The organism is Pseudonocardia sp. SID8383 (assembly GCF_009864975.1).
In the GTDB taxonomy this organism is placed as follows: domain Bacteria; phylum Actinomycetota; class Actinomycetes; order Mycobacteriales; family Pseudonocardiaceae; genus Pseudonocardia; species Pseudonocardia alni.
Genome location: NZ_WWFY01001020.1, coordinates 32,387 through 58,663, shown reverse-complemented (window position 1 = coordinate 58,663; position 26,277 = coordinate 32,387). Strand labels below are relative to the sequence as shown.

The window sequence follows — 26,277 nt, the reverse complement described above, 5'->3', positions numbered from 1 at the left end:
CGTGACCGGAGGCGGCCGGCGCGGCGGGATCGGGCACGCGACCGCCTGCCGGCTCGCCGCCTACGGCGCGGCCGTCGTCGTGCACCACTTCGCCCCGCACGACGCGACGCAGGAATGGGGTGCCGACGACGTCGACGCCGCTCTCGCGGAGGTCCGGGGACACGCGACGGCGCCGGTCGCCGGGGTGCACGCCGACCTCGCCGACCCGGCCGCGCCGCAGCGTCTGCTCGACGCCGCCCGCGAGCTCAGCGGACCGGTCGACCTGCTCGTCGCCAACCAGGCCCTGTCGGGTTCCGACGGTCCACTGGGGGAGCTGTCCGAGGAGCTGGACCGGCACTGGGCGGTCGACGCCCGCGCGTCGATCCTGCTGGTCCAGGCGTGGGCGAACGCGCACGACGACACCCGTCCCGGCGGTGCGGCCGTCCTGCTCACCTCGGGGCAGGCGCGCGGGCCCATGCCCGGCGAGGTGGCCTACGCCGCGGCGAAGGCGGCTGTCGCGGGCATCACACCGACCCTGGCCGACCAGCTCGCGGACCGGCGGCTGCGGGTCAACACGGTGAACCCGGGGCCGGTCGACACCGGATACCTCGGCGCGGAGGCGTTCCGTGCGATGGCCCCGATGTTCCCGTTCGGCCGGTTCGGCGAGCCCGACGACCCGGCCCGGCTGATCGCGTGGCTGTGCACCGACGAGGCAGCCTGGATCACCGGACAGGTGATCGACTCGGAGGGTGGGTTCGCCCGGCATCGGAACGGGTGGCGACCGTGGTGATGTGGAGCGGACGACGGGATTCGAACCCGCGACCCTCACCTTGGCAAGGTGATGCGCTACCAGCTGCGCTACGTCCGCAGTCGCGCCGTCTCCGGCGCGTGCTACCCCACGATAACGCACCTGTTCCCGGGAGCTGCGCCGCACCCCGGCGATGATCACTACGTCGCCGGATCCGCGGGTACCCCGCTGTCATGAGCGGACGGTTGGACGGGACGACGGTGATCGTGACGGGCGCGTCGAGCGGTATCGGCGAGGCGACCGCCCGGGCGCTGGCCGCCGAGGGGGCGACGGTGGCGCTGCTGGCCCGGCGCCGGGAGCGCCTCGAGGAGCTGGCGACGGAGCTGCCGAGGTCGTCGGTGCACCCGGTGGACGTCACCGACGACGACGCGCTGCACGCCGCCGTCGCGGCGGTGGTCGAGCAACACGGCGGGCTGGACGTCCTCGTCAACAACGCCGGCTTCGGGTCCTGGGGTCCGGCGGCCGAGTCCGACGTCGCGGACTGGCGCACGATGATCGACGTCAACCTCACTGGCGTCCTGTCGACGACGCACGCGGCCCTGCCGCACCTGGCGACGGCGGCCGGTGGGCCGCGCGGCGTCGCCGACGTGGTGACGATCAGCTCTGTGGCCGGGCGGCGGGTCCCGTCGCCGGAGAGCAACGTCTACGCGGCCACCAAGCACGGGGTCGGCGCGTTCTGCGAGGCGCTGCGCCAGGAGTACGCCGAGCGCCACGTACGGGTCGGTCTCGTGGAGCCCGGCCTGGTCGCCTCGGAGATGACGACCTCGGGTGCGGAGTACGCACCGGACGCGACCTCGAAGGGCGAGCGCGGGGTGCTGGAGCCCGCCGACATCGCCGACGCCGTCGTCTACATCGTGACCCGCCCGCGGCACGCGGCGGTCAACGAGATGCTCGTGCGCCCGGTGGAACAGGTGCGCTGAGCCGCGGCAGGGGAGGCCCGGAAAGCAGAATCCCCGGGGCCGGACTTCCGGCCCCGGGGATCCGGGAAATGGTGCGCGATACTGGGATTGAACCAGTGACCCCTACCGTGTCAAGGTAGTGCTCTCCCGCTGAGCTAATCGCGCGAGGCGGCGGCGGGAATCGAACCCGCGTACAGGGCTTTGCAGGCCCTTGCCTAAGCCACTCGGCCACGCCGCCGGAAACCGGCCTGCTGTCGGGGCCCGGCAGAGCGGACGACGGGATTCGAACCCGCGACCCTCACCTTGGCAAGGTGATGCGCTACCAGCTGCGCTACGTCCGCATGCCGCACCGTTCCCGTAGCGTTTCCGCAAGTTCCCGGTGCGTTGGGAGAACAGTAGCGCACGGTCCGTGGCCGCTGTCGAGGGGGTACCCGGTGATCGTCCGTCCAGGTCAGCGGGGCCACGACCGCCGGACGAGCCCGGGGGAGGGCGCCGTGGGTGGTCGGCGGTGCGCGTCGCCGTACCCGGAAATGCGAAATCCCCGGGGCCGATGTGCGGCCCCGGGGATCCGGGAAATGGTGCGCGATACTGGGATTGAACCAGTGACCCCTACCGTGTCAAGGTAGTGCTCTCCCGCTGAGCTAATCGCGCGTGGGAAGAGAAGTCTCCGAGCGGACGACGGGACTCGAACCCGCGACCCTCACCTTGGCAAGGTGATGCGCTACCAGCTGCGCTACGTCCGCACCGTGCACCGCGTCCCGGACCGTCAGGCCCGTCCGCGGTGCGGTGAGAGAACACTAGCACCCGCCCCGAGGGGGGTCCGACCGCCCCCTCTCTCCACCACCGGATGTCCTCTCACGTGCGGAGACGGGCTCCGCCCGGTGGTGGGGTACGTCGGGTCAGTCCCGGGCGGTGGTGTCGAGCAGGTCGGCGAGGGCGGCGTCGAAGTCGAGCCAGGAGTACTCGGCGGCGGCCGGCACGGCGTCGTAGGTCGCCTGCAGGAACTCCGACAGCGTCGCCGCGGAGGTGGTGAACAGGGCGTGGCCCGACGGGGAGGTGAGCTCGAGCTCGATCCGGGTCGGGTCGTCGCTCATCGGCTGCACCCGGACGTCGCCGGTGCCGGCGGAGTCGACCAGTCCGTCGCCGAGCAGGTCGCGGGCGAAGACCCAGTCGACCGTGGTGTCGTGACCGGTCTTGAACGAGGCCTGCACGGCGTAGGGGTCGCGGCTGCTGTAGGACAGCTCGACCTTCACGGGAACGACAGGCGCGTCCGGAGCGATGAGCTCGAACATGGCCGTCGCCCGGATCGTCTTGGACTCGTCGCGCATCGGTGATCCTCTTTCGTGGGGGCGTTGCGTGGGGCGTCAGTGTGGGAACGAGACAGAAGGCCTCGGGGTGACGGGTTCGATGCGCAAGAACGTGGATCACCGTGGGATGACCCCCGATCGAGTCACAACGGTGTAACTCGCTGCGTGTGGCGACAGGGCTGAACGGGCTCCGCGCCGTCCTGGCGTGTGAGCCGTGTGACCGGGAACGACTACTCTCGTCGGAGTTCGAACCGGAACGGGTACGGACACCGAACACAGCAATCGTGAGGACAACGCTGGTGGCAGGCATCGCCGATCCGCCGGACCGCCCCGAGCACGGGCGGGCCGCCGGGCCTGCCGCGCGCCGTGATCCGGCGCGTCGTGACGACGCGGGGGACGCGCGACTCGTGCAGCGGATCGTGTCGGGCGACTCGACCGCACTGGGTGAGCTGTACGACCGCTTCGGGCGTCAGGCCTATTCCCTCGCGCGACGTATCTGTGCCGACGAGGGGTTGGCCGAGGACGTCGTGCAGGAAGTCTTCCTGGCCTTCTGGCGCGACCCGTCGCGCTTCGACCCGGCCAAGGGCCGCTTCGGTACCTGGCTGCTGACCCTGGTGCACCACAAGTCCGTCGACGCCGTCCGCCGGGAGAGCGCCATCCGGCGCCGCACCGTCCCGGCGTCGGACGACGGCGCGGAGTGGAACGCCCCGCCCGGCCCGGGTGCCGACGAGGGGGCCATCGGCGCACTCGTCGCCGGTCAGGTGCGCGACGCGCTCGGTCAACTGCCCGCGGACCAGCGGAAGGTCCTCGCGCTGGCGTACTACGGCGGCTACACCCAACGCGAAGTGGCTGCGATGACCGGGGTGCCGCTGGGCACCGTGAAGTCCCGCATGTTCACCGGGGTGGCCAAGCTCCGGAACCTGCTGGGCCCGGCGCTCGGGGAGGCCGGGGGAGACCTGGCGGGAGGGCTGTCGTGAACGGCAACGAGGGGAGGCCCTGTCCGATGAACGAACAGACGGTCGGGTGGGCGCTGCACGCCCTCGAGCCCGACGAGGAGATCGAGGTGGTGCAGCACCTCGAGAGCTGCGACGAGTGCCGACGGCTCGCCGCGGACGTCGCCGGGACCACGACCGTCCTCGGTGGCGCGGTGCCGCAGGTCGAGCCGCCGCCGTCGCTGCGTGAGTCGATCATGGAACAGGCCCGGCAGACCCCGCAGCTCGGACGCGAGTCCGACCGCCCGGTGCCGCGGCACGCCCTCCGCGACGAGACGTCGTCCACCGGCGCCGCGCCCGACGGGGGGGCGCGAGCCCGCCCGTCGCGGTCCGAGCCGTCCACCGGGCCCGCGACACGCCCGTCGGGAGGTGCCGGACGCGGTCCGGCCCGGAACGGGTGGCTGCGCCGCCCCGGACGGGTACTGGTCGCGGCGGCCGTCGCACTCGCGGTGATCGTCGGCGGGGGAGCGGCGTTCGGGCAGATCCGTTCCCTGCAGGCGGAGCGGGACGCGAGCCTCGCGCAGGCCCAGGAGCTGCGCGACGTGCTCTCCGCCATCGCGCAGCCCGGGACACCGCATGCGTTCCTCTCCGCGGAGCCGGGGGCGCCGATGGTGGCCGCGGTCGTCGTGAAGGACGGACAGCGCCAGGTCATGCCGATGGGGCTGGGCCCCAACGAGACCGCGGACCAGACCTATGTCCTGTGGGGACTCGACGGTGACGGAACTCCGCGCGCGGTCGGCACGTTCGACGTACGAGCGGGGCAGCCGGGACCGGTGTCCGTAGAATCGCCCGACAGCGGGACCTACGGGACATACGCCGTCTCGCTCGAGCGCGGAAGGGAGGCTCCTCCCGCGCCGACCAAGGTAGTTGCGGCCGGGCAGGTGGAGACCTGAGTACGACGGAGAAGAACGACGTCGGTGTGCCGGCGTCCGGGAGAACCACCTCCGGGCGCCGGTACACCGGTATCCGCAAGAAGTACCGGCGGGCGAAGGTCCGCTACCGCGTGTTCCGGGCCCGCGTGGCTCGCAACCCGGTGCTGGACCTGGCCTACCGCATCACCATGGGCGTCCTCGGCACCGCGATCGTGATCATCGGGATCATCGCGCTGCCCGCGCCGGGTCCCGGCTGGGCAATCATCTTCCTCGGCCTGGGCGTGCTCGCCGCCGAGTTCGGCTGGGCGCAGCGGCTCCTGCACTGGGTCCGTGTCCGCTACGACGGCTGGGTCGCCTGGATGGGCCGTCAGAACCGCGTCGTACAGCTGCTGGTGATGACGCTGATCCTCGGCACGGTCGCCGTGTGCGCGTGGCTGTTCGGGATCTTCGAGACGGCCGGCGGCTGGGTGGGGATCCACTGGGAGTGGCTGCGCTCGCCGCTGCTGCCGCTGGTCCAGCCGCCGCCCCCGCCGGTGCCCGTTCCGGGATCGGAGCTGGTCACGGGCCCGCGGTGATCCACGGGTGACCCCCGTGAACGGCGGTGGGACGGGCTGTGTAGAGTTAGTTTCACCGCTGAGGGCGATTAGCTCAGGGGGAGAGCGCTTCGTTCACACCGAAGAGGTCACTGGTTCGATCCCAGTATCGCCCACAGTCAAACCCCTGGTCACAGGCTCAGCGAGCCGGATGTGACCAGGGGTTTCGTCGTTCCCCGGGGTGTTCCCGGAGCATTTCCGGAGCATCGTTCATTCCGGAGCGACGGACGTTCCGCGATCGTCCTCGTCGTCGAGGGCCTGGAGAATGCGCTCGCTGTTGTCGGTCCGCCGGGGGTGGAGGTCAGCGTCGTCGAGGACCGCTCGTGGCCCAGGACCCGCTGCACCATGTTCGGCGGGACGCCGTCGTCGACGAGCCAGCGCTGCCTCTTGCGTGAGTTGTCTCTGCCGGTAGACATGCGGTACAGCCGACATCCGCAGGGCCCTCGATGGGAAACGGGTGGTTCGCGGCGTCTCGTCGCAGCTTCAGGTCACGGGGTGGCCGGTCCGCATTCGGCCGTACTCGGCCAGTGCCGAGAAGGCTGCTTTTGGCTCCCATGGCATCCCTGGGTAGGCGTTGCCGGTGCGCCCGTGGGTAAGGGTCTTGACGATCCCGAAGCTTCCCAGGTCGAAGTCCCGCTCTGGCTGATCGGAGGTCGGCAGGTGTCGAGAGGCGAAGGTGTACACGAACGCCGTGTCCACGCCTCCCGAGTCGTAGAGGTGGAGGAGTTCCAGGAGGTAGGCGGCTTGTTCGGCTTCGTTGCGCTCGACGGTCTCTGTGAGGTGCGTTGCGTGCCCGGTCCGGTCGTCGTAGCCGATGATGTCGCCCCGGCTACCCCGATCGGCGGCTCCGGAGAAGGCTGCACAGCCGAACTCGGTCACTGCGAACGGTTTTCCCTGCGAGGTCATGGCGGCGAGGTTCGCGGGAAGGGCGTCAGCGTTGCCGGCATCGCGGTAACCCGCGTCGGTCGCGATGAAGTCGAACGGCGTCCAGTCCACTCCCTCCAGGGGGAGTGACGCGTAGCCGATGAGGCCTCCGAATCGCTCGCGTGCCCCCTCGACTGCTCGGGCCAGTAGCGCGTTGGTCCTGTGCTGCACTCCCGGGAGGATCTCGCGAACACGCGCCGCGTCTGTGAGTACGGCGGATCGTTCGGCCAGCGTCTGCCCGGGCATCAGTCCGATCGTCATGATGCTGATCTCCGAGCCGGTGAGGAACCGGATGTCCGCACCTTCCTGTCGGATGCGCTCCGCGCGCTCGGCTGCGTCCAGCAGGAATGCCAACAGCTCGTCGGTGGTCAGGTCATGGGTGAACGGGCAGTACCAGACCTCCAGTCCGACGGCTGCCGCGTGCCGTGCGGCGGTCTCCAGGCGGTCGGCGACTCCGCCGGTGATCCGCACGGCGTCGGCGAGAAGCTCTTCACGGATGATCCGCATGTCCTCGGCGACGACCGTGGGGTCGAACGGTTCGTGTGTCGTGCTTCCGCAGTTGGTGAAGCCGGTGTCGTAGGTGACGCCCCATGCGCGCATCGCAACCTCCATAAGGTACGAGTAGTACCGTATCAGGTGGGAGGTACGCTCCGTACCGTGACAGGGGGGCGGCGGCGCGGTGCGGAACTGGAGCAGGCGATCCTGCGTGCGGCCGCCGATGAACTCGTTGCCTCCGGCTACGCCGGTATGACGATGGACAAGGTCGCTCGGCGCGCCGGCACGAACAAGAACGCGATCTACCGGCGCTGGCCCGGGCGCGCCGCGCTCGGCGTCGCCGCCTACGCCTACGTCGCGGACGCTCGCACTCTGACGCCGGACACGGGCGAACTCCGCGGTGATGCCGTCGAGCTGCTGCGGCAGGTCAACTCCACCTGGTCCTCCCCTCATGGGGAGATCCTGCGTGATCTCCTGGCCGCGGCCGCCGACGAGCCCGCGCTGCTGGAGCTGCTGCGCGAGCAGGCCGGAGGGGGCGCGCTGGACGCCGCCTGGGTGGCGATCGTGGACCAGGCAGTGGCACGCGGCGAAGCTCCGCCGGAGGCCGTTCATCCGCGGGTGGCGGCGCTCCCCATGACGGTGTTGCGTGGCGAGTACGCCCTGCGCGGTGTTCCAGCCGTACCGGACGAGGTCCTGATGGAGATCATCGACGAGCTCTTCATGCCGCTCATCCGTGGACGGGGTCTCTCCGAGTGCGGGCTGACGTAGCGGATCTCGTCTCCCCGGATCCAGGGAGCGGCACCGACGTGACCACGGTCTGCTCGACCAACTGCCTGACGGCGACTGATCACTACGGCAGCGTCCTGCGGACGCCCGGGGATGAGACGGGCACTACCGCCCGTCTGCTCGACGGTCCGGTTGCTTCACACGGAAGAGCTCGTGACCGGAGCTGCAGTGCTCGGAGCGTGCAATTGGCGTGCACCTACCGGCGGTCAACCAGGTCAGCCGCAGGGGTGTGTGGTCCGCTGTTCTTGCTGGTCGATGACGGAGAACGCCAGTCTTACGAGGCCTTCCAAACTGGCTACGGCTGCCCGTCGGACGGGCGCGGCCCGGCGCTGTCGTAGTGGCGGCGTCGCGCTGCCTTGACGACCTCGGTGGCGTGCCCCGGGGCGTGGTCGACGTTGATGGGCGGGTGGAAAGCCCGGATGACATCAGCTTCAACGTCCCGGGGGTCGAGTACAACTAGCCCGCGTATCCGGCCATCTGGCCAGGCAGCGGAGTGCGAATCCGCACGTGCCTCGTAGCGAGTCCCGAATCCCTTGCGCGATTCGAGTGAATCTTCCTCGTCTCGGTGACGGTGTTGTGCTTGCCTTCGATGAGGGGTGTGGCGCTCAGATCGGGCACTTCGGGGGAGGAAGTCGATGACGCACGAGCACGACCCGTTGACCAGGGATCGCGTGACACGGTTGATGGGCGTGCTACGGCAGATGGCCGCGGCCCGCTTCGCGCCTGTGCGAAGCGTCGACCGCTACCACCGGACCTTGTGGCTGCACTACGCCCAGCAGGCGACCACGATCCAGAGCCCGGACGGACCTGGGGCCGAGGTGCTCCGTGTCTCCCGGGTGCACCGCGATCCCGAACCGGCGGTGTCCCGCGAGCTCAAGCGGTGGCTGGACCGCTCCGTCACCGACGACCTCAGCGAGCCGCGGCTCAAGGAGCGCGTGGTCGTCCGAGGGCAGGGCGAGGTCCCGATCGACGAGCACCCCCACATCCGCGGGCAGTTCGACGCGTGGCTCGTCGACTGGCGGGCGTGGGCGGAGCAGGAGCGGCTGCGGAGGCCTCGTCGCCAGGTCTTCGAGGCGCTGTTCGACATGCACCGGCTCGCACAGGACCAGCCGGAGTCCGTCGAGCTCGTGCTCGCCTCCGGGCTGTTGCAGACCCCCGGCGTGCGGGTCCACATGATCAGCCAGGCCGTGCGGATCGACCAGGACCTCGAGTCCGGCGACATGATCTGCGTCCTCGCCGACGAGTCCGGCCTCCGCCTCGAGGACGACGAGCTCCTGGGCGGGCTGGACTCCTTCGACCTGTCCGGTAGCGCGATCCTGCGGGACAAGCTCCTCGAGCGGGCTGTGAGCCCGATCGAACCCGCTCTGCCCGAGTTCCTGAAGGAGTGGGCGGCCCGGGTTCTGCAGGTCGCGCACAAGGTGAGTGACGGTTGGGAGCCTGAGCGGACCGAGCACTCCTTGGTGTCGATGAGTCCGGCACTCGTCGCCCGGCCGCGCGGCGCCTACGCGATCAGGGCGTACTACGACGCGATCGCCACGTCCCTCGCGGATGAGTCCTCGCCCGTGCCGCTGGGGCTCGCGCAGCTTGTTGAGGCAATCGAGCCTGAGCAGCGCCTCGCCTGGCTGGAGCGCACCGGCTTTGGCACTGCCACGGCGGGGGAGGCCCCGCTCTTCCCTCTGGCCGCGAACGAGGAACAGTCTCAGATCATCCATCGGCTCGATGCGGACAGCGGCGTCGTGGTCGAGGGTCCGCCCGGCACCGGGAAGACCCACACCATCGCCAACCTGGTCAGCGCGCTGCTCGCCCAGGGCAAGCGGGTCCTGGTCACCGCGGAGAAGGCGCAGGCCCTCCGGGTGCTGCGGGACAAGCTGCCGCCCGAGATGCAGGAGCTGTGCGTGTCGCTCACCGACGCCTCCGCGAAGGGGAACTCCGACCTCTCGCGCAGCGTGGCGACCCTCGCCGGGCGCAAGACCGACTTCAACCCCTCCCGGGCCGACCGCGAGATCACGGACCTCACCGAGAAGCGCGAGGCCGTCCGTCGGGACCGCGCGCGGCTCCTGGAGCAGATTCGCGCCGTCCGCGAGGCGGAGACCTTCGAGCACCCCGAGGTGGCCGTCGGCTTCCGGGGCACGCTCGCCCGGATCGCGGCAGAGCTCGGTCGCACGCAGGAGCGGGACGGCTGGCTGGGGGAGGGCGTCGCGGGCGAGCTCCCGGTGTCGGCCGCCGAGCTCGGTGAGCTGGTGCGGCTGCTCGGCGAAGAGACCGACGAACGCCGTAGCCGTCGTGACCAGCGGATTCCTACCGGTCTGCTCGACCAGCGCCGCTTCGGTGAGCTAGCGGAGGCGGTCGCGCTGGGTGAGTCGGTCCGGCGGGGCGACACGTCGCTGTTGGTGGCCACGCTCGAGACTCTCGACGGTGAGCAGCTCGTCCGGCTGGGTCCCGCCTGCACCGAAGCCGACGAGAGCCTCCTGGCGTTGCGGGACCTGCCCGCGCACCGGGACTGGGCGCGGGACATGACGTCCGCACTGCTGGGCGGAACGGGGCCGCACGCCTGGCAGCGCGCAGTGGAGCGTCTGGGGCTGGTGGACGCCGCGGTGCAGCACGACCAGGCGGCCGGGTTCGCGGACGTCTCCGTCCACGCCCAGGTCGATCTGGACGCCGCCGCGCACGCCTTCGCTGCGCTCGGCGCCCACCTCGACGGTGGTGGCTCCCTCCGCAAGATGTTCAAGAGCCCCGAGCAGAAGGCCGTCGCACCGTTCGAGGCGGCCGTGCTCGTGGGCGGACGGCCGGTGGACTCCGCGGCCGCGGCGCACGCTGCAGCCCATCACCTGGCGGTCCTCGCGATCGGGCAGCAGATCAACGTGGCCTTCGGGCCCCTTCGCATCGGCGTCGGCCTCGGCGAGCCCCGCGTGGTGCTGATCGACCTCCTCCAGCAGCTCCGGACGGTGTGCGGGGTGATCGCGCGGGTCCTGGCCGCCACTGACGCCCTCCGCGCGGTGCTCGCCACGTTGCCGCCTGCCGCGAGGCCCGCGCTGTACGACATCGGGGCCGTAGAGCAGGTCACGGCTGTCGCGGTCCAGGTGACCCACGCCCGGTCGGCCGCGATCGCCCGTGCCGAGCTCGACGCCGCTCGCGACGACCTCGTGGCCGCGGTGCCGCTGGAGATGCGCCCGCACGAGCTGGCACATGCCCTGCGGGCGTTCGAGGCGGCGGACCAGGGCGCCTACGCAGAGGCCCTCGCCTCGCTGGCCCGTGCCGCGGACCAGCAGACGGCCCAGCTGCGCTGCGACGAGCTGCTCGACCGCGTCCACGTCGCGGCGCCGCACCTCGCCGCGGACCTCCGCGAGCACCCGCTCGACGGCTGGACGGACCGTCTCCGCCGCTGGCCGGAGGCTTGGGCGCGGGCGTGCGCGGCGACCTGGCTGCAGGTCCAGATCGATCCGGGCCGGGAGCAGCGCCTCGAGGCCGACCTGGCGATCGCGACCAAGGACCTGGCCCGGCTGACCGGCCGCCTGGCCGCCGCCCGGTCCTGGCGCGCCTGCCTGAGCCGGATGAACGCGACCCAGGTGCAGGCCCTGCAGTCGTACAAGAACAACATGGCGAACGTCGGTAAGGGCACCGGAAAGTACGCCGAGCGTTACCGGCAGGCCGCGCGGGACGCCATGCGCGTGGCGCAGGGCGCGGTCCCCGCCTGGGTCATGCCGATCCAGCAGGTCCTGGCCTCGGTCCCGCCGCGGGCGAACACCTTCGACGTCGTGATCGTCGACGAGGCGAGCCAGGCCGAACTGACGAGCGCGTTCCTGCTGTGGCTCGCGCCGCGGGTGATCGTCGTCGGCGACGACAAGCAGTGCACACCGTCCGAGGTCACGAGTGGCTCCTTGCAGCCCATCTTCGACCGCATCGACTCGGAGCTGCACGACATTCCCCAGTACCTGCGCACGAGCTTCACGCCACGCGACAGCATCTTCTCGCTGCTGCGCAGCCGGTTCGGCCAGGTCATCCGGCTGCGGGAGCACTTCCGGTGCATGCCGGAGATCATCAGCTGGTGCTCGAACTCGTTCTACCGGGACGCGCCGCTCGTCCCACTCCGGCAGTTCGGGGCCGACCGGCTCCCGCCGCTGCGCGCTACCTACGTCGAGGGCGGGTTCACCGAGGGCACGGGCAGCCGGGCGGCCAACGTCGCCGAGGCGGAGGAGATCGCGGCGGCACTGGCCGCATGCCTGGCGGACGAGGCGTACGACGGGCTGTCGTTCGGGGTCGTAGTCCTCCAGGGACAGGCGCAGGTAGAGATCATCGCCTCCGCGCTGAAGCGGGTGATCGATCCGGAGGAGTGGGACCGGCGGCGGATCCGAGTCGGCACCCCGCCCGAATTCCAGGGCGACGAGCGCAACGTCGTGTTCCTGTCCATGGTCGTGGCCCCGAAGGAGCGGGCCGCGTTCCCCTTCACCAAGCGGGACGCGGAGCAGCGTTTCAACGTGGCCGTCTCCCGTGCCCAGGACCAGCTATGGCTGTTCCACTCGGTGACCGCTGATCTGCTGCGCCCGACGGACCTGCGGCGGTCGCTGCTGGACCACATGACGCCCGGCGCCGGCGCGGAGCTCCCCCCGGTGCTCGCCGACGTGACCCGGACCCGCCGCCACGACGCCTTCGACTCGCTCTTCGAGCAGCGGGTCTTCCTTGACCTTCTCGGTCGCGGCTTCCACGTGACCCCGCAGGTGGAGGCCAACGGGTGCTTCATCGACCTGGTCGTCACCGGGGCGGCGGGCAAGCTCGCCGTGGAGTGCGACGGGGACGCGTTCCACACCACGCCGGAACAGCAGCTCGCGGACCTCCACCGTGAGCAGGAGCTCAAGCGGTGCGGGTGGACGTTCCAGCGGATCCGGCAGTCCGAGTACGTCCTGAACGAGGAGCGCGCCCTGGCCCCGGTGTGGGCCGAGCTCGACACCCTGGGGATCGGACCGTTGGTGGCGAGCGACGCACCGGCCGAGAGCCCTGAGATGCCCGAGTTCGCCGAGACGGCGGAGGTGACGGTAGCGCCGGAGCTTATGGAGGACGAGGCCCCCACACCCGTCCTCGGCGTCCCGGTGGTCCTACCACCCGTCGTTGAACAGCCGGACGAGGACCCCGACGCGGATCGCTCCGGCCTCGTCCTCATGTTGGCCGGCCGAGGCGCGCTGTCGACGAGCCAGGTCGCGGACCTCCTGGCCGTGAGCCTGCCGGAGGCACGCTTGATCCTCACCGCGCTCGTGGAAGACGGCCGTCTCGAGAAGGTGGGGCGGACGAAGGGCACCCGCTACGTCCTGCCCGGCACGGCGGATTGAGTCGCCGACACGATCGGGGTGTCCGATTGGGGCGAGGACGGCAACACGGTCACGTTCGGTACATCATCAACGGGCGCCCTGGGATCGGGAAGGCGCAGCACGGCGGCAATGGAGGGGCGGATATGGCGCGGCTCAGCACCATCCTGGATCAGATCGACTCGGGGTCGATGCTGCTCCCGGAGTTCCAGCGCGGCTACGTGTGGAACAAGGACCAGATCCGCGGCCTCATGCGGTCGCTCTACAAGGGCTTCCCCGTCGGCGCGCTGCTCGTCTGGGAGGCGGAGGGGCACCAGCAGGCAGTCCGTGGCGCGGAGGCCGGCAGCGGCACCAAGCAACTCCTCCTCGACGGTCAGCAGCGGATCACCACGCTCTACGGCATCATCCGCGGGCGCCCACCCGCGTTCTTCGAGGGTGACCCGGCGATTTTCACCCGGCTCTACTTCAACGTGGAGACCGAGGCCTTCCAGTTCCTCGCTCCGTCCACCGCGCGGGCCGACCTGCTGTGGGTGGACGTCACCGGCCTCTTCAACGCCGACCAGGCCAAGAAGTACGACCAGCTGATCGACGAGCAGTGGATGCGCCCGAACCTCGGCGTGTACCTGTCCCGGCTGCTGCAGCTCGAGAGCATCCTCGAGCGAGACTTCTTCGTCGACCGGATCACCGGTGCGGACAAGACGGTGGACGTCGTCGTCGACATCTTCAACCGGGTCAACTCGGGTGGCACGAGGCTGTCCAAGGGCGACCTGGCGCTCGCGCGGATCTGCGCGGAGTGGGGCGACGCCCGTCCGTCGATGCGCCGGGTGCTGGAGGGCTGGCGGGCGCGGCAGTTCACGTTCTCGCTGGACTGGCTGCTGCGCAACGTCAACGCGGTGGCCACGGGAAGGGCGCCCTTCGCCGCGTTGGAGGGGGTGTCCGCGGACGAGTTCCGTACGGCGCTCGACCACGCGTCGCAGAACATCGAGCACTTCCTCGGCCTCGTCGGTGGGCGGCTGGGCATCGACCACGACCGCGTGATCAGCAGTGGCCGCTACGCGTTCCCGATCGTCACCCGGCTGCTCCACAACGGACAGGGCCGGTTCGCGGACGGTGCGGAGGCGGACAAGGCTCTCTACTGGTTCGTCCATGCCGCCCTGCGCGGCCGGTTCGCGGGCTCCGCCGAGACCGCGCTGGCTAAGGACCTCGACATCGTCGACAGGTCCGGTGTGGATGGACTGATCACTGCGCTCGAACGCTCCCGTCGGGGCGGCCTGACCGTCGAGCCGCAGGATCTCGAGGGGGTCGGCCGCGGGGCGCGCGCCTACGCGTTGCTCTACATGCTCACCCGGGTCAGCGGTGGGCGGGACCTCGGAACCGGCGGCCTGCTCGACGGCGAGAGCGGCGAGCTGCGGGTGCACGAGATTTTCCCGAAGGACGCTCTTTACCGGCACGGCTACTCCCGGTCCGAGGCGAACGCCGTCGGGAACCTGGCCTTTGCGGTGCCCGGCACCGCGACCACCTTGAATCGCCGCAGCCCCCACGAGTACCTGATGTTCTGCTCGGCGGAGGCGTTGGCGAGCCAGTGGATCCCGGCCGACCCCGAGCTGTGGCGCGTCGAGAACTATCGCGCCTTCCTCGACGCCCGTCGCAAGCTGGTTGCGGCGGATGCGAACGCGTTCCTCGGGCGCCTCGTCGGCGCCGAGGTCGCGTGGACAGAGGGCTTGCCGCAGGTACGGGTCGCCGAGGACACCGACGAGCGGGACGCCCGCGCGGTGCAGATCCGCGACCTGCTCACCGAGCTGGGGGCGGCCGGGTACGCGAACCCGGCGTTGGATGCGGAGATCGCCGACCCCGAGACGAGCCGGGCGCTAGCCGTGGCGGAGGCGTACTGGCCCGAGGGACTGCAGGCCGGGCAGGGCTCGCCCGTGGTGCTGGAGCTGGACCCGGACGAGGCGGACCTGCCCCGCCTCGCCGAGCTGGGCTTCGAGGTCTTCACCTCGGTCGACGCTCTGCGCGGCTTCGTCCAGCGCCGCAACGAGATTGCGGCGGGGGATCGGGACGACGAGGGCACGGGCGCCCCCGGCGTCGCACTCGTGGAACCCGCACCCGAGGCCGAGCCCGTCGTAGGCCCGGCTCGGCAGTTGGAGCTCATCGAACCCGAGGTCGCGCAGCTCGAGCTCCCGGAGGTCGAGCAACAGGCTCCCGCGGAGACGCCCGCGGCTGCGGCCACGCCGGAGCCCGCTGCCCCGGTCCACGTTCCCGCGCCGAGCGTCGAGCCAGAGCCCGTCGTCGCGCCGGAGACGACGCAGGCCGAGGCTCTCTTGGAGGCCCGCCTCGTCGAGGTGCTCGATGTCTGCAAGGGCGAGCTGAAGCACAACCCGCGACTGTTCGTGGGGCTGCTCGTCGAATACGGCCCGGTCGACGCGGTGCGTCGGGCTCTCCGGAAGCCCGCCAACGACACGTTCTCGTTCCTCTGGGAGCGCAGGCGGCTCGATCTCAGCGTCGAGGCCGTCATGCTGGACGAGCGCTTCCACGACCTGTTCACCGACGAGGAGCGCGCCACGGCGCGCGCTCGGCTGGGGGAGTTCGACTACGAGGCCGCCCGGGCTTGACGACGGCGGGCCGCACGCAGCTCGGTTTCCAGCTTCCCGAGTGCCTTGCTCTGGATCTGTCGGATGCGCTCGCGGGTCACCCCGAGCTCGCCGCCGATGGTGTCCAACGTCGAGGCGTCGCCGACGAACCCGAAGCGACGATCGATGATCGTTCGCTCGCGCTCGGACAGGATCGAGAGGGCGGCTGCGATGTCCTCGGCGTCGAATCCCCGCAGGTCCGGGGCGGGTGGGTCGAGGTGGCGTTCTGCGACGCCCTGCAGGCTCTCCTCACCGAGGGCGTTCTGTGCACTCTCGTACGGCACCGTCGTCGGCAGCGTGGCGGCCAGCTCGGCCGTGGCGGGATCGTCGTCCGGGTGGGCGCGGCGAGCGAAGGTGTTCAGGCGCTCGACGATGTGTACCGGGTAACGGATGGTGCGCGACTGGTCGGCGATGGCGCGGGTGATGGCCTGCCGGATCCACCAGGTCGCATACGTCGAGAACTTCGTGCCCTGGGCGATGTCGAACTTCTGCACGGCCCTGATCAGGCCGAGAGCACCCTCCTGTACGAGGTCAAGGGCGTCCAGACCCGGAGCTCCGTACCCGCTCGCGATGGAGAGCACGAGTCGGAGGTTGGCCGTGACGAAACGCTGGTACGCGCCCTCGCCGGCCGCGATCAGCAACCGCAGCGGGAGAGCGGCCGGTGTCGTCTCATCGCTGTTCTCGAGGCGTTCGGCGGCGAGGAGACCGACCTCGATCGCCCGCGCCAGCGCGACCTCCTCGGCCGCGTCGAGCAGCCGTGCGCGGCCGGTCTCCAGCCGGTACCGCCAGAACGAGTCCGTGGCCTCCGCGTTCTCGTCGAGGTCGTCCTCGTCAAGGTCCAGGACGGACCCGTCCGGCTCCTCGGGGGCCTCGACCACCGGGGGCGCCGGCAGCCGCTCGACGGGCGGATCCCACACCGCCTCTCGGGGGAGGGGAACCCCGTCCCGTGTGGCAACCAGCCCGAGGTCGGCCAGTGAGATCGAGTCGAGATCGAGGGTCGTGTGCTCCGAGAACGCCTCAGCCAAAGCCGCCGGGACCGGGACCGAGGCGACCAACGGACGGAGCGGCCTCGGTACCCGGGCACCGTCGTCGACGAGCCGCCGGAGCAGGACGGCCAGGTCGGCCTCGCTCAGCTCGTGATCGCGCGCCATCGTCGAAATCGCCACGACCGTGAGTTCACGGGCTCGGAGCGCGCTGAGCGCGAGGTCGACCGCGCTCGGGACGAGGGTGGATCGGGCGTCGGGCATCCCTCAGACCTCGAAGACCGGGACGAACCTGCCCAGCAGGCTGAGGGCACCCGCTCGGCTGAGCTGCTCGTGATAGCGCTCGTTGCGGAAGGCGCGCAAACAGCCATAGCAGCTGGTCTCCGGCCCGCACTCGCACGAGGCCACCCGTCGGACGGCCGCCTCCAGCACGGTGGCCAGCTGCCGCGCGATCCGAGGGGTGTTCCCCGCCCCGCCCGGCGTCGTGTCGAAGAGGATCAACGACGGGAACCCGTCACCGCCGTGGTGCACGGTGCCGTCGATGTCGTCCCGGCTGATCTCGAGCTCGGCGGCGGCACCCTCCAGGAGGGCGTACACGGTGGACCGCAGCGCCGACTCGGCGACAACGGTCGCCGTGCCGGGCGGCAGCTCCAGCTCCACGAAGTCCGTCTGGTACTGGTGCGCCAGGCTCTGCGACCGCATCGGGCCGGCGCACTCGGTCCCCTTGAGCAGGTGCTTGTGGCTCTTCGCCTTCTTGCGCCCGGCAACCATCGAGGTGCCGAACCCGCACCAGTCGCACAGCTGGTAGCCGCCCCGGTTCGGGCCCTCGTTGACCACGACGAACTCACCGCGAGCACCGGAGCGCCAGCGCAGCTCCGCTCCGGTGGGAAACCGGACGACGTCCTCCTCGACGTCGGCGTGGGAGTCGATGATGTAGGTGGCCCCGGACCAGGAACGACGAGGTGCCTGCCCCGATCCTTGACGGACGCTCTCCGAGGCGACGAACCCGAACTCCGGCACCACGTACGCCTTTGCGGCCTTGGTCTGGATGGTCTCGCAGGCGGGACACTCGGCTGCGGGCGGTGAAGCGTCCTGCCGGTAGTGCCCGCAGGTCTCGCAGACGGTGTAGTACTGCCGGAAGAGGTCTTTCCCAGGGAGCCGGTAGACCCCGCCCGAGGTCCATCGGTACCCGCCCGCGATCACCTGGGCACCCGGGGCGTACTCGTTGATCGCCATGGTGAGGTCCCGGGTCAGCTCCAGCGGCTTGTCGATGCCACCCTGCAGCCGGTCGGTGCGCAGCTCCACCGTGTCGACCGGGAAGCCGTATTTGGGCAGCACGTTCCGGTTGGCCAGGTATCCGATCAGCTGGCGGCTGCGCAGGGTGGCGATGACCCGCTTGCACTGGCCCGCGAGGGCGTAGTTCGCCTCGGCCGCGGCGGTGCGTTCGCGTTCGGTGAAGTCCTCGACATCCTGCGCGAGCTGTTGCCCCGCCTGTTCGATGAGGTCCAAGAGGACCTCGGCCCAGGCGCCGGACTCGACGTCGATCTCAGCGGCGACGTCCGCGGGCAGGACCTCCAGCAGGCTGTCCCGGACCCGGCGGGGGACGGGGGTGAGGAACCGCCGCAGCTGGGCGACCGGGCCGACCCAGTCAGGCGGTGTGGGAACAGGCGGCAGGAAGAACTCGCCCGCGGTGGTCCACTCACGGGCGAACTGCCGTTTCATCGTGCCGAAGAACGCGGCGATTGCCACGGAGTGGGCGTGCCTCCGGTCGATGCGCACGTTCGCCAGCGGCACGATCGGTGGACGCATCTCACCCGCGATCATCTTCTCCGGCTCGGCGAACCGGGTGAGGTCGTGCGACCGACGCTGGGCGTAGGTCAGCACGAGGGCGGCGGAGCCGGAGCGTCGGCCCGCCCGACCGGCGCGCTGGACATAGTTGGCGGTCGACGGTGGCATGTTGCGCAGCACCACCGCCTGCAGCTCGCCGACGTCCACGCCGAGCTCGAAGGTCGTCGAGCAGGAGAGCGCGTTGACCTCGCCCCGGACGAACTGCCCCTGGATCTCGGCGGCCTTCTGGCTCGTCCATTGGGCGGTGTGCTCCATGACTTTCATGGGCACCGGCTTGGCGTCGAGGTAGAGGTGCCGGTAGTGGTCGCGCTCCTCCGCGGCGCGGGGCCGGACCCACGGCTCGAGCATGCCGTCGCAGCGCAGCGTGGGGCAGACCCCGCGCACGGACACGCCGGCCATCCGACGGCACCGTTCGCACCGGAAGAGCTGCTCCTGTTCCTCGACCGGTCGGATTCGGAACCGTAGGTGGTTGAGCCTGCGCACGGGGCCGAGGTCCTTGGGCGAGACGACCGAGAACCAGCTGTGCGGGCCCTCCTTGCCCGGTGTGCCGACGGGGTCGAGCGCCACCCAAACCGCGTCAAGCAGCGCGCGCGGCGCCGCCGTCGATCCCACGGACTCCAGCACACGGGTGAGGTAGTCGATCCGCCGGTTGGTCCCCGTCGTCGGGAGCCAGCTCAGCACCTTCCGCTTGGCGTCGGAGCCGTCGCCGCGGACGTAGATGGGGCCGGTGCGCGGTTCGAAGATCGGCGAGTTGGGCGGTACCTCCTCGGGCATGTCGATGGCGCCCTGGAACCGTAGGGTGCGGACGAGCTCCTGCAGGAGGTCCCAGCCCTCCTCGTCGGGCAGGCCGAGGTCGGCCAGACAGCCCGGCAGCGCCCAAGAGGCCTTGCGGACCATCTCGACGCGCATCAGCCCGACGCCTTCGAGCGACTGGCGGTCGTCGAAGCTGATCACCTCGTGGACCGTCCACTCGAGGGCCTCGCGGCGGGCGACGACGGAGGAGGCGTCCTCGTCGAAGACTCCCTCCCGCTTGGCAGCCAGGTAGGCGTAGTGGGCGAGGCCATCGAGCTTCGCCGGTTCTCGCTCCATCCGCTGGTGGTCGGCTAGCGCCATCGTGAGGATCCGGCGCTGTGCGAGTTTGCGGTGGGTGTCCTCCAGGTAGGGCGCGAAGTACGCGGCCGTCTGCCTGCTGTCGCTGAAAAACAGGAGCTTCCGACCGTTGCCGGGCAGATCCGACGAGGGCCCGTCCGCGGCGGGGAGTGCCTGATAGAGCGCGGAGCCGAGTACCGACGCCGAGGCCTCGCCGCCGCTCTCCAGGAGCCGGATCAACCGGGTGCCCCGCGCCCCGCACGCAGCACAGGAGCCGAGGGCCGCGGACTCGGACGACAGCAGCTGGACCGTCCGGAAGTCGCCGGCGGTGCAGTCGCCCGCACCGCAGTTCAGCGGCTGGTCGAGGTGCACGGCTCCGCAGCCGGTGCAAAGGTAACGCCGGTCGCCCTCGGTGGCCTTCTCCTCCTCGAGTGCGGCGTCGTCCTCGTCGTGGGGCGTGCGATCGGTGCTGTCGCCGTCCTCCAGCAGCAGCCAGGCGTGGCGTCGGTGCCCGCCCGCCTTCCACGGGACGTGGCGGGGGACCGGGCCGCTGTCGTCGAGCGCGCCGTGCAGATGGGCGGCACCGCAGCGCTGGCAGCCACCGAGCTCGAAGACGACCCGCTCGCACGTCTCGCAGCGTTCCCGACGGCTCAACCCGAGGTGAGGGCCGTCCGGGCCGAGGCAGCTAAATGCGCCCTCGGTGGCCCGCACGAAGAGGTGGAACCGCGACGAGAGCGCCGGGGACCGGTCGGGGGCCCGTAGCGCCCCCGCCAGGCGGACGAGGTCGGTCAGGTGCCGCTCCTGCTCGACGTCCTCACCGAAGACCGTGCGGGCGACGTCGGCGAACGGGCGTGGTCCCGTGGACAGCGCGGTGCGGAACGCGGTCAGCCGGGACTCCGAGCGGAGGGCGGCGACCGCGTCATCGGGCCCGTCCCAGCCGTGGTCGCGGGCGGCCTTCAGCACGTCGGTGTGATCGACGTGCGCACCCAGCCGGGCGTAGTCGCCGGCGGGGAGCGGCCCCCACGTCGGTCGGTCCGGGGCCGCGACGACGGTCGAGGTCACGAGGTCCTGCCTGCCCGGTGTGTCGTCGTTCCACTCGAAGGGCAGGTCGAAGAGGTCGGTCGCGAAGCGGGTCACCGCGGCCGGGGAGTCCTTGGCCCCGACCGTCGCGCTCGTCGCGATCGCCTGCAGGTCCCGGCCCGACGACACCCGGTCGCGGAGCCTGCGCAGGAGCATCGCGAGCTCCGCCCCCTTGGCTCCGTCGTAGACGTGGGCCTCGTCGACGACGACGAACCGCCACTGCCCGGCGTGGTCGCCCTCGAAGAGATCGAGGTCCTTCGGCCGGAGCAGGAGGTACTCGAGCATCGCGTAGTTGGTCAGCAGGATGTGCGGCGGCGTGGCGCGCATCTCGGCGCGGCTGAGCAGCTCGTTGGGCAGCCGGCGTTCGTGTGGATGGAGCTGGGCGAAGGTCGCCTCCGCGTCCCGCACGGAGTCACGGGTCTCGCCCGTGTAGCGGCCGAAGGTGATCTCCGGCGAGTCCGCGAGCAGGTGCCGGAGCCGCTTCATCTGGTCGTTGGCCAGCGCGTTCATGGGGTAGAGCAGCAGCGCTCGCACACCCGGCCCGAGCCGACCGGCGGCGGACTCCTCGGCGAGGTGGCCGAGGATCGGCAGCAGAAAGCTCTCGGTTTTGCCCGAGCCGGTGCCGGTGGCGACCACGACGTTGCGTCCGGCCCGGACCTTGCGGATCGCCTGCTCCTGATGCCGGTAGAGCGGGCGGTCCGCGGGGAGCTCGGGCCCGGTGAGGGATAGGAACCTCTCCGGGAGCACTCCCTCGGCCACGAGCTCCGCGAGGGTCGCGCCGGGCATATAGGCGGGCGTCGCCTCCAGCAGCGGTCCCTTGGTCAGCAGCGGGCTCGTGTCGATCATGTGCTCCAGCGCCGAGGCCAGGGAGGCGTCGCGCAGGGGAAGCAGGGAACGCAGGTATCGGCGGTAGCCGAGGGTGATCTCCCGGCTGGACTCCAGCGGATCGAACGTCACCGTTGCTCCTTCGCGGTGTCAGTCACGGTGGGCGTGCCAGTGGGAGACGAGGTACTCGGCCAGGGCGAGGTCGGAGGCGGCCGTGCCGGGGTCGGCGGCGACGACGGCGAGCCAGGCGACACGCAGGCCGGGCTCGGCCTCCGCCGCGTCCGGGTCCCCGTGCGCGGCGAGCCGGGCGACGATCGCGAATCCGAGCGAGACCTCCCGTGGGGAGGAGGCTCCGGGTGCGCGCACGTGCGTGAGCACCGAGAACAGCTCGCCGAACGCTGAGGCGTGCGCGAACGCGCGCAGCTCGTCCAGACCGGTGAGCGCGGTGGTGGCGGCAGGAGATGGAGCGTCCGTCACGTCGAGAAGCGGCTGCGGGGGCACGGGCCCGTCCCACCGTCGCTCGCCGGTCAGGATGTCCAACCCCGCGGGACTGGCATATCGTTCCGCGGCGTCGAGGAGCAGGGCCTCCTCCGTGCTCAGCTCAGCGGGAGACCAGTCCACGGCTCCGCTGCGGTAGGGCAGCAGCGGCGAGGTGAGGAGCAGCGACAGCAGGGGGCTGCTCTCCCAGAGCAGCGTGATCGCCTCGGGCCGGTCGACCCGGGCGAACCGGTGGGCGGCGACCCCGGAGCGGACCAGGATGGGCACGGTTCGGTGCGCGGGCATCGCCGTACGGGCCCCGGCGACCAGCGCGGCGTACGGACGCTCGCCGAGGACCGCGGCGCACTCCTGGGTGACGAGCGCTCGGCTGCCCGCGTCGGTCGCGGGTCCGCCTGCGTCCGCGGCCGCCCAGAGGAGGCGGTAGGCGGCGATCCCGGTGGGCGGGGGCGCCTGGCCGGCCAGGTAAGCAGCCGCCTGGAATTCCACTCCGGACAGGGCGGTCGGCACCCGGTTCGGGTCGCCGATGCGGAAGGACCGGTCTGTCCGGCTGGCGAGGTGGGGTGCGCCAACCCGGACGTCCAGCAGCCCACCGTGGACATAACCCGGGCCGAGCGGCACGGCGGACTCGCCGGGCGCGACGGTGACCTCCCACGGCCGGAGCCATGGCGTGAGCGGCGACGTCACCCGCACGACGAGCTCCGGTGCGGGGTCCCGGTCGACCAGACGCAGCTCGTCGCCGCGGCGGAGCACCGCCTCGGCCACGGCGGAACCGCGGATCCGGGCGACCTGCGCGGTGAAGCCGTCGCCGAGCACGAGCGAGAGCGCGAGGCTGCCGTCGGAGCGCACAGAGTCGAGCAGCGCGGCGAGCCGGTACCGGTACACGCCGTCGGCCACTCGGGCTCCGCGGACCAGCTGGTCACGGCCGCCCGCGGGATCGGTGGCGACCAGCGCGGGGACGTGACCGAGCGCCTCGCGGAGGCGGGCGGGCAGCTGCACGTCGAGGCATGCGCCGTGGCCAAGGTCGTCGAGGGTGAAGGCCTCGGGCCGGACGCCCCAGACTCCGTTCTCTCCCGCCACCCGGCGCCGCAGCGCGCAGTGGGGGAGTTCGACTACGGCGTCCAGGCGGTGCGTCGAGTCCGCGGCACGGATCGTCACCGACGTCCGCATCTCGATGGACTTCAGCGACACGACGGAGGGGACCAGCACCCCGGCGGGGGCGCTGAGCTTGACGTCGGCGGAGGTGAGTCCGCCGTTCTCGCGAAGCAGCCGCAGTCGGCGCTTCGTCGTCAGCGTGACGCCCTGGGCGAGGGTTACCGATGCCCGCACCGGCGACTGCCCCGGCGCCGAGGCGGCGACGCGGAACCGCCCCACCAACGGCCCCGTCGACCCGTCCGCGAGTGAGACGACGGCACCACCGAAGGCGGTCCACCGCCGGGGGAGCGCCGCGCCGTCGCGGAGCAGCTCGACGGTCCAGGTCTGGCTCGCGCCTCCGGGCAGACGGAGCCGCGGGGGCTCCCCGTGGACCGGCTCGCCGTCCGGCCCCAGGAGCCCCTCGATGGGTTCGCCGAGCAGCAGGTCGGCTCGTTCGGTGCTCTGCACCGGCCGCCAAGGACCCGGCGGCGGCCCGAAGTCCACCGCCGAGCGGATGGCAGCCGCGCCGGCGAGCGACACCCGCGCGAGCCACCACCGGGACCACCCGACGGGCGGCGTCGCGTGCTCCAGGACCTGCCAGGTCCCGTCGACCGCGTCCGCCGTGGGGGTACCGAGGTGGAGAACCCAGACCTCGCCTGCGGGTAGGGCGGCACCGGCGGGCAGCCGGGATCCTGTCTCGTCGAAGATGATGAGCGGGTCCGTGATGTCGACGACGTCGACGACGTGGACGCCACCGAGCACGTCCGTGCAGGTTGCGATCCGCGAAGGCCGCGCCAGCAGGAACCCGTTACCGGCGCGAGGACACTCGCCCCCGCCCACCAGGACGGAAGCCCCGTGGCGTTCGTCGGGGAAGGCGACGACGAGTGCACCTCGTTCGAGATCGAGCCGCAGGAGTGGAGCAGCCACCACCGACCCGACGGCGCCGCTGGCCCGCACAGCAGCGGTCAGGCCCGGTGAGTGAATGTGGCCTCGCAGTTCCGGGTGCATGGCCCATGCGTGAGCCCATCCTGCGAGCCAACCGGTCGCCGGACCGCCGAGCACCGCCGCCAGGGAGGCCGTGAGATCCTCGGCGCGCCGGGCCAGCCACGCCGTCGCGACGAGAGTGCAGGCGGGCCACTTGGCGAAGACCGTGCCAGGATCGGAATCGGGCGCCTCGCGGAGACGGAGCCGCTCGTACGCCGCGAGCGCTTGGAGGAGAAGCTCACGGCGGTGGGCTTCGCCCGGGTCGGGGTCGGCGCCGATCGCGTCGACGAGATCCCCGTCGTACAGGCGCTCGGAGTCGTCGAGCAGGTCACGAGGCCGTACCGACGGGGACGTGGGCGAGGGGGCTTCGTGATCGCGAAGCGTCGGTAGCTCCATGCCCGTCCCCCTTGCCCTTACCCCTACCGCGCCACGCATGATCGACTCAGCGCGGATGCGGCAGAGTGCGATCGTTTCACCCTTATGGGTGACGATAGTGCGCAGGGGTCACACGGGAGCGGCGAGCATTCATCGAAGGACCGCGTCCCACTGAGCCTTTGCCAACCTGATCAAGTGTTGGCGATCATGAGGGTCTGAACTGCGGCGATGAGCGCTGCGGCCTGGTTCGGGCTGGAGCGGATCTTGCGCAGGACCTTCCAGGTCTTCAGCTCGGCGTTGACCCGCTCGCCCGGCCCGCGACGGCGGGCGTGCGCGGCGTTGACCGCCTTCTGGTTCACCGACAAGGGTCGGTAACGACCGGTGTCGGGGTCGAGGCGCCGACGGCGCTGCGGGACCGCGACCGTAGGCCCGGCACCCTGGTAGGCGGTGTCGCCGGCGGCCGGGATCGCGTACTCGGTGAGCGCGTCGATGATGCCGTGCTCGCGGGCTGCGCCCATGTCGTGACGGGCCCCGGGCAGCGGCGGGGAGATCCACACCAACCGGCCGACCGGGTCGGCGATGACCTGCACGTTCAGCCCGTGGCATTTGTGCTTGCCCGAGTAGAACCCCCGGTCATAGCCGCTCGCCATGCCGACCCGGTCGATGCGCAGCAGGGTCCCGTCGATGATCACGAACGCTTTGCGCGCCGCGACCTGCATCGCTTGCTCCAGGGTCGGGGCCATCGCAGCGAGCAGGTCGATGGCCTCGCGCAGGTAGCGGTACACCGTGGAGGTCCCGACCTTGAATCCGCAGGCCAGCTGGGCGTAGGTGTCACCGGTGCGCAGGTGCGCCACGACCAGCAGGGCTTGACGGCCCGGGGTGAGCCTGCGCCAGCGGGTCGCGCGTTCGCGGCGGTGACGACGCAACAGCGTGCTGACCATCTTCAGCGTGTGGGTGGACACGGTCATCCCGGACGGGTAGGACAGCACCTTGAAGCTCCTGGTCGGACGGATTGGTCTCAGCAACCGCTCGTCTACCAGGAGCTTCACCCCTTCGAGGTCACGCCACGCCGCACACGCTCTGACCTGCCCGTCCGTCAGGTTGGCAAAGGCTCACTGTTTCGCGCTGAGCCGAACTGGCACCCGTCCGCGGGCATCGAGACGATCCGCGGCCGCCTTCCGCACTGGTAGCCGGGGTCGGGAGCGATCCCGAGCAGGTGGGTGGTCATCAGTCGACCTGCACGATGGTGCCGGGACGGCTGAACGAGGTCGGATCGGCTGCGTCGGCGAAGGACCACGAGGTGATCGTGGCCGACGACGGAACGCGGTAGACGTAGGTCATGTCGGCCTCGAATCCGGGCTGCACGGCGTCGTTGCAGTAGGGGTTGCCCTGGATCTTGTAGAGGCCATCGAGCGGGTCGAACTTCCGTCCACGGTCGTCGATGAGCACGTTCGTGATCGGCGAGCTGCAGGTGAGGTCGACGCTCTTCTGTCCGTCATTGACGACGTGAGTCCGGACCGCGAAGTAGCGGGCGCCGTCACCCGGTCCCTGAGGTGCGTAGGTCGCCGAGGTCGACCCTGCATTGTCGGACACCATGACGTCCGGCACGAACTCCGCGGAGGTCACGGTCACAGTGATGCCCCCATCGGTCAGCTGGTCACCCACCTCACCCTGCGCCGCGGGGGCGGACGCGACCGGAGTTCCTCCTCCGCCGGTCGGGGACGAGGCCGACACCGTCGGGGCGGACGCCGTGGGACCTGCTGCTGGTGTGCCGGCAGGCGCCAGAGTCAGGGCGACGATCACCGCCGGCACGGTAGCGATCACTCCGCCGAGCGCCATGCCGCCGAGCAGCAGAGGCCACCGGCGTGGACGAATCGGGGCG

General features: G+C 71.1%; 16 protein-coding genes and 7 tRNA genes. 10 read left to right on the top strand and 13 right to left on the bottom strand.

Going from position 1 to position 26,277, the window contains the following annotated elements:
* The first annotated feature begins 1 nt into the window (after nt 1).
* A complete protein-coding gene (locus GTW08_RS24500) occupies nt 2-769 on the top strand; it encodes an SDR family oxidoreductase (RefSeq protein ID WP_161152598.1) in 768 nt (255 codons plus the stop codon).
* Between the two features lie 2 nt (nt 770-771).
* On the opposite strand, the gene GTW08_RS24495 is transcribed toward GTW08_RS24500, so the two are convergent.
* Nucleotides 772-847, bottom strand: a tRNA-Gly gene (locus GTW08_RS24495).
* Between the two features lie 113 nt (nt 848-960).
* Between GTW08_RS24495 and GTW08_RS24490 the strand changes: the two genes are divergently transcribed.
* Nucleotides 961-1,707, top strand: coding sequence for an SDR family oxidoreductase (locus GTW08_RS24490; protein WP_073574128.1), 747 nt, complete (start codon nt 961-963; stop codon nt 1,705-1,707).
* Nucleotides 1,708-1,776: 69 nt separating this feature from the next.
* On the opposite strand, the gene GTW08_RS24485 is transcribed toward GTW08_RS24490, so the two are convergent.
* The 6 genes from GTW08_RS24485 to GTW08_RS24460 form a co-directional block, all read right to left on the bottom strand.
* A tRNA-Val gene (locus GTW08_RS24485) sits at nt 1,777-1,851 on the bottom strand.
* Nucleotide 1,852: 1 nt separating this feature from the next.
* Nucleotides 1,853-1,924, bottom strand: a tRNA-Cys gene (locus tag GTW08_RS24480).
* A gap of 30 nt (nt 1,925-1,954) precedes the next feature.
* Nucleotides 1,955-2,027: transfer RNA gene (locus tag GTW08_RS24475), tRNA-Gly, on the bottom strand.
* Nucleotides 2,028-2,262: 235 nt separating this feature from the next.
* A tRNA-Val gene (locus GTW08_RS24470) sits at nt 2,263-2,337 on the bottom strand.
* A 19-nt stretch (nt 2,338-2,356) separates the two neighbouring features.
* Nucleotides 2,357-2,429 (bottom strand) — tRNA-Gly (locus GTW08_RS24465).
* Nucleotides 2,430-2,585: 156 nt separating this feature from the next.
* Nucleotides 2,586-3,014 carry an SsgA family sporulation/cell division regulator gene (locus GTW08_RS24460; protein ID WP_073574127.1) on the bottom strand — a complete coding sequence of 143 codons (429 nt, stop codon included), beginning with the start codon at nt 3,012-3,014 and terminating at the stop codon, nt 2,586-2,588.
* 278 nt (nt 3,015-3,292) lie between these two features.
* Between GTW08_RS24460 and GTW08_RS24455 the strand changes: the two genes are divergently transcribed.
* The 4 genes from GTW08_RS24455 to GTW08_RS24440 all read left to right on the top strand — a co-directional run bounded on the left by GTW08_RS24455 (nt 3,293) and on the right by GTW08_RS24440 (nt 5,566).
* Nucleotides 3,293-3,970: an RNA polymerase sigma factor gene (locus GTW08_RS24455; RefSeq protein ID WP_073574126.1), complete on the top strand. Its 678-nt coding sequence runs from the start codon at nt 3,293-3,295 to the stop codon at nt 3,968-3,970.
* Between the two features lie 26 nt (nt 3,971-3,996).
* Entirely contained in the window at nt 3,997-4,878 is an 882-nt protein-coding gene (locus tag GTW08_RS24450; RefSeq protein ID WP_073574125.1) for an anti-sigma factor, read from the top strand.
* Between the two features lie 26 nt (nt 4,879-4,904).
* Complete coding sequence (locus tag GTW08_RS24445) at nt 4,905-5,432, top strand: TIGR02611 family protein (RefSeq protein ID WP_073574124.1); 528 nt, start codon at nt 4,905-4,907, stop codon at nt 5,430-5,432.
* A gap of 62 nt (nt 5,433-5,494) precedes the next feature.
* A tRNA-Val gene (locus GTW08_RS24440) sits at nt 5,495-5,566 on the top strand.
* A gap of 367 nt (nt 5,567-5,933) precedes the next feature.
* Here the strand turns inward: GTW08_RS24440 and GTW08_RS24435 are convergent.
* On the bottom strand, nt 5,934-6,974 hold the full coding sequence (locus GTW08_RS24435) for a hypothetical protein (protein WP_073574123.1): 1,041 nt from the start codon (nt 6,972-6,974) through the stop codon (nt 5,934-5,936).
* 57 nt (nt 6,975-7,031) lie between these two features.
* Here GTW08_RS24435 and GTW08_RS32180 point away from each other — a divergent pair, with 57 nt between their 5' ends.
* The 3 genes from GTW08_RS32180 (at nt 7,032) to GTW08_RS24420 (ending at nt 15,564) form a co-directional block, all read left to right on the top strand.
* Nucleotides 7,032-7,637, top strand: a complete 606-nt coding sequence (locus tag GTW08_RS32180; protein ID WP_304580025.1) for a TetR/AcrR family transcriptional regulator — start codon at nt 7,032-7,034, stop codon at nt 7,635-7,637.
* Nucleotides 7,638-8,380: 743 nt separating this feature from the next.
* Nucleotides 8,381-12,976: an AAA domain-containing protein gene (locus GTW08_RS24425; protein ID WP_161152597.1), complete on the top strand. Its 4,596-nt coding sequence runs from the start codon at nt 8,381-8,383 to the stop codon at nt 12,974-12,976.
* Between the two features lie 122 nt (nt 12,977-13,098).
* Complete coding sequence (locus tag GTW08_RS24420; protein ID WP_073574120.1) at nt 13,099-15,564, top strand: GmrSD restriction endonuclease domain-containing protein; 2,466 nt, start codon at nt 13,099-13,101, stop codon at nt 15,562-15,564.
* Here the strand turns inward: GTW08_RS24420 and GTW08_RS24415 are convergent.
* From GTW08_RS24415 to GTW08_RS24405, 3 genes are all read right to left on the bottom strand, one after another.
* Entirely contained in the window at nt 15,543-16,733 is a 1,191-nt protein-coding gene (locus tag GTW08_RS24415; RefSeq protein ID WP_161152596.1) for a sigma-70 family RNA polymerase sigma factor, read from the bottom strand. The two genes, GTW08_RS24420 and GTW08_RS24415, sit on opposite strands and share 22 nt — an antisense overlap.
* 99 nt (nt 16,734-16,832) lie before the next feature.
* Nucleotides 16,833-21,539 (bottom strand): DEAD/DEAH box helicase, encoded by a 4,707-nt coding sequence (locus GTW08_RS24410; protein ID WP_073574119.1) that lies wholly within the window; start codon nt 21,537-21,539, stop codon nt 16,833-16,835.
* An 18-nt stretch (nt 21,540-21,557) separates the two neighbouring features.
* A complete protein-coding gene (locus GTW08_RS24405) occupies nt 21,558-23,798 on the bottom strand; it encodes a hypothetical protein (RefSeq protein WP_161152595.1) in 2,241 nt (746 codons plus the stop codon).
* Between the two features lie 93 nt (nt 23,799-23,891).
* On the opposite strand from GTW08_RS24405, the gene GTW08_RS32595 reads away from it, so the two are divergent.
* Entirely contained in the window at nt 23,892-24,014 is a 123-nt protein-coding gene (locus GTW08_RS32595; RefSeq protein WP_255497748.1) for a hypothetical protein, read from the top strand.
* Nucleotides 24,015-24,586: 572 nt separating this feature from the next.
* Here GTW08_RS32595 and GTW08_RS24400 read toward each other — a convergent pair.
* Complete coding sequence (locus GTW08_RS24400) at nt 24,587-25,384, bottom strand: transposase family protein (RefSeq protein ID WP_161152599.1); 798 nt, start codon at nt 25,382-25,384, stop codon at nt 24,587-24,589.
* Nucleotides 25,385-25,622: 238 nt separating this feature from the next.
* Complete coding sequence (locus tag GTW08_RS24395) at nt 25,623-26,021, bottom strand: hypothetical protein (RefSeq protein WP_161152594.1); 399 nt, start codon at nt 26,019-26,021, stop codon at nt 25,623-25,625.
* Nucleotides 26,022-26,277 lie beyond the last annotated feature (256 nt).